This window comes from Streptomyces niveus, from assembly GCF_001723055.1.
Lineage (GTDB): Bacteria > Actinomycetota > Actinomycetes > Streptomycetales > Streptomycetaceae > Streptomyces > Streptomyces niveus.
The window spans coordinates 1-2,849 of the sequence record NZ_MDCR01000562.1; the positions used below are offsets into that span (position 1 = coordinate 1).

3 protein-coding genes are annotated in these 2,849 nt (G+C 74.8%); all 3 read left to right on the forward strand.

From position 1 onward, the window contains the following. Positions 1–26 precede the first annotated feature (26 nt). On the forward strand, positions 27–1,526 hold the full coding sequence (locus BHU15_RS37580; RefSeq protein ID WP_079128650.1) for an aromatic amino acid ammonia-lyase: 1,500 nt from the start codon (positions 27–29) through the stop codon (positions 1,524–1,526). Next, positions 1,523–2,359, forward strand: a complete 837-nt coding sequence (locus tag BHU15_RS37585; protein ID WP_069631150.1) for a MurR/RpiR family transcriptional regulator — start codon at positions 1,523–1,525, stop codon at positions 2,357–2,359. Before BHU15_RS37580 ends, BHU15_RS37585 begins: the two co-directional genes overlap by 4 nt. Positions 2,360–2,461: 102 nt before the next feature. Continuing rightward, positions 2,462–2,849, forward strand: a 388-nt coding sequence (locus BHU15_RS37590) for a hypothetical protein (RefSeq protein ID WP_141726993.1), incomplete at its 3' end; no start/stop codon positions are given.

The window sequence follows — 2,849 nt, forward strand, 5'->3', positions numbered from 1 at the left end:
ACGGGGCGGGCAGCCCCGTCGCCGACATCGTCCGGCTGGCCGACGGGGCTGCCCGCCCCGTGCCCGGCACCGGCGCCATGAAGCGGGTCGAGCAGTCCTGGCACACCGCGCGTGAGCTCGCCGCCTCCGGGCGGGTCTACGGGCGCTCCACCGGTGTCGGCGCCAACCGGGCCGAGGCCGTCCCCTCCGAAGCCGCCGCCGACCACGGGCTGCGGCTGCTGCGCAGCCACGCAGGCGCCGTCGGCAACCCGCTGCCCGCCCGCGAGGTCCGCGCCATGCTCGCCGTCCGCGCCAACCAGCTCCTCGCCGGTGGCGCCGGGCTGCGGCCCACCGTCGTCGGCGCGCTCTGCGACGCCCTGGCCGCCGGCGCCCACCCGGTCGTCAACGAGTTCGGCTCGGTCGGCACCGGTGACATCGCCGCCCTGTCCCAGCTGGGCCTCGCCCTCGTCGGCGAACACCCCTGGCAGGGCGGCCGGCCGCCCGAGGCGCAGCCCCTCGACAACAACGACGCCCTCGCCCTCATCAGCAGCAACGCCCTGACGCTCGGTCAGGCCGCCCTGGCGCTAGACGAGTTGGGCAGGCTCATCGCCGCCACCGAGCTCGTCGCCGCGCTCTCGCTGCTCGCCGTCGACGGCAGTTACGAGGCGTACGCCGAACCCGTCCACGCCGCGCGCCCGCACCCCGGCTCGTACGCCGTCGCCACCCGGATGCGGCGCATACTCGGCGCCCCCGGACGCCCCACCCCGCCGCTCGGCCGCATCCAGGACCCGTACGGCTTCCGCTGTCTGCCCCAGGTCCACGGACCGGCGCGGGACGCCGCCGACGCGCTGGAGCGCGCGCTCGCCGTCGAGATCAACTCCGCCGCCGAGAACCCGCTGATCTGTCCGGGCTCGGACGACGACCTGGCGCCCGCCGCGTACCACCACGGCGGTTTCTACCTCGCCCAACTCGCGCTGGCGCTCGACCACTTCAGGCTCGCCGTCGTCCAGACCGCCCGGCTCTCCAGCTCCCGGCTCTCCGCGCTGAACGAACCCGCCCTCACCCGGCTGCGGCCCTTCCTCGCCGACGCCGAGCCCGCGAGTTCCGGCGTGATGATCCTGGAGTACGCGGCCGGGGCCGCCCTCGGTGACCTGCGCGCCTTCTCCGCGCCGGCCTCGCTCGGTCACGCGGTACTGTCCCGTGGCGTGGAGGAGCAGGCCAGCTTCGCCTCGCTGGCCGCGCGTCAGACGCTGCGCGCGTGCGAGGCGTACCGTCTCGTCGTCGGCTGCGAACTCGTCGCCGCCGTACGGGCGTTGCGCCAGCGCGACCTGCGGCCCGAGGCATCGCTGCCCGTCGGCAGAGCCTTCGCCCTGGCCGAGTCCGTACTGGACCCGGAGGTCGCCGACCGGCCGCTGACCGAGGATGTGACGGCGGCTGCCCGGCTGCTCGACCAACTCGCCACCACGGATGCGGACATGAGCGGGACCGGCAGTTCCGGCAACAGCGGCAGCACAGGCATGACAGGCACGACGAGAGGGATCGCGTGAGCGACAGTCCGGCCGCCCGGCTCCAGCAGCTCTTCGAGGGCCACCGGCTCACGCCCACCCAGCGGCGTATCGCGCACAGCATGGTGCGCCGGGCCGTCGACGCGCCGTTCCTGTCCAGCGTCGAACTGGCGGAACTCGCCGGGGTCAGCCAGCCCTCGGTGACCCGCTTCGCCGTCGCCCTCGGCTTCGACGGCTACCCGGCGCTGCGCAAGCACCTGCGCGAGGTCGCGCCCACCGGCCAGGACACGGGCACGTCCGAGTACAACGAGTACCAGCAGGCCGTGCACGCCGAGTTGGAGAATCTGCGCCAGCTGGCCGACCTGCTCGCCGACCCGGCCCCGGTCGAGCGTGCGGGCCGCGTACTCGCCGCGTCCACCCCGCTCCTCGTCCTCGGTCTGCGCGCCGCGTCCGCCCAGGCCAAGGGCTTCGCCTACTTCGCCGCCAAGGTCCACCCCGACATCCGGCTCCTCGACGAGGGCGGCACGATGCTCGCCGACCGGGTCGACGCGGCGCGCCGCGCGGGCGCGAGCGCCCTGCTCTGCTTCGCGCTGCCGCGCCATCCCAAGGAGGTCGTCGAGGCGCTCGACCACGCGCGCGAGGCCGGGCTGTTCGTCGTCACGGTCGCCGACTCGGCCTTCGCGCCCGTCGCCGCCCACAGCGACCTGCTGATCCCGGCGGCTGTCGGCACCGGTCTCGCCTTCGACACGGCGTGCGCGCCGATGCTCCTGGGGAGGGTGCTGCTGGAGGCGATGTGCGACGCCCTGCCGGACGCGCAGGCGCGCCTGGAGGACTTCGACGGGCGGGCGGCGGCCCGGGGGCTGTTCGCCGAGTAGAGGTCCGGGGGGCACCGGCTTCGCCGTTCTCAGGAAAAGCTCAGGAAACCGCATTAATCTGCCCGCCAAAACTTCGGTGAAGGTGAAGAGGAGGCGGTGGCCGTGGGGCGCGGAGGGCAGCAGTCGCTGGCGCGGGTGACGGTGATCGTAAGGGCCGGCGCGGCCCCTATGTGGTGGCTCGGGGTCCTGGCCGCCGCGATCGGGGTGCTGATCCCCGGACTGACCGGCCGCTGGGTCGGGCTGTACGCCGGGGCGGCGCTGTTCGTCCTGAGCGCGGCGGTGGTCGCGCTCGTACGACGGCGGCGGTACGGCGGCTGGGGCGAGGCCACCTCGCGCGCGGGGAAGTTCGACTACCTCCAGGACCGCGCGGTGACGCTGCGGGTCTGGCGGCGCGCCCATCTGTGGTGGCTCGTGGGCGCGTTCGTCGCGGCGGTGGGCGTCTCGTTCGCCGTACCGATCGCGGCCGGCGCGGCGCTCGCAGGAGCGGGCG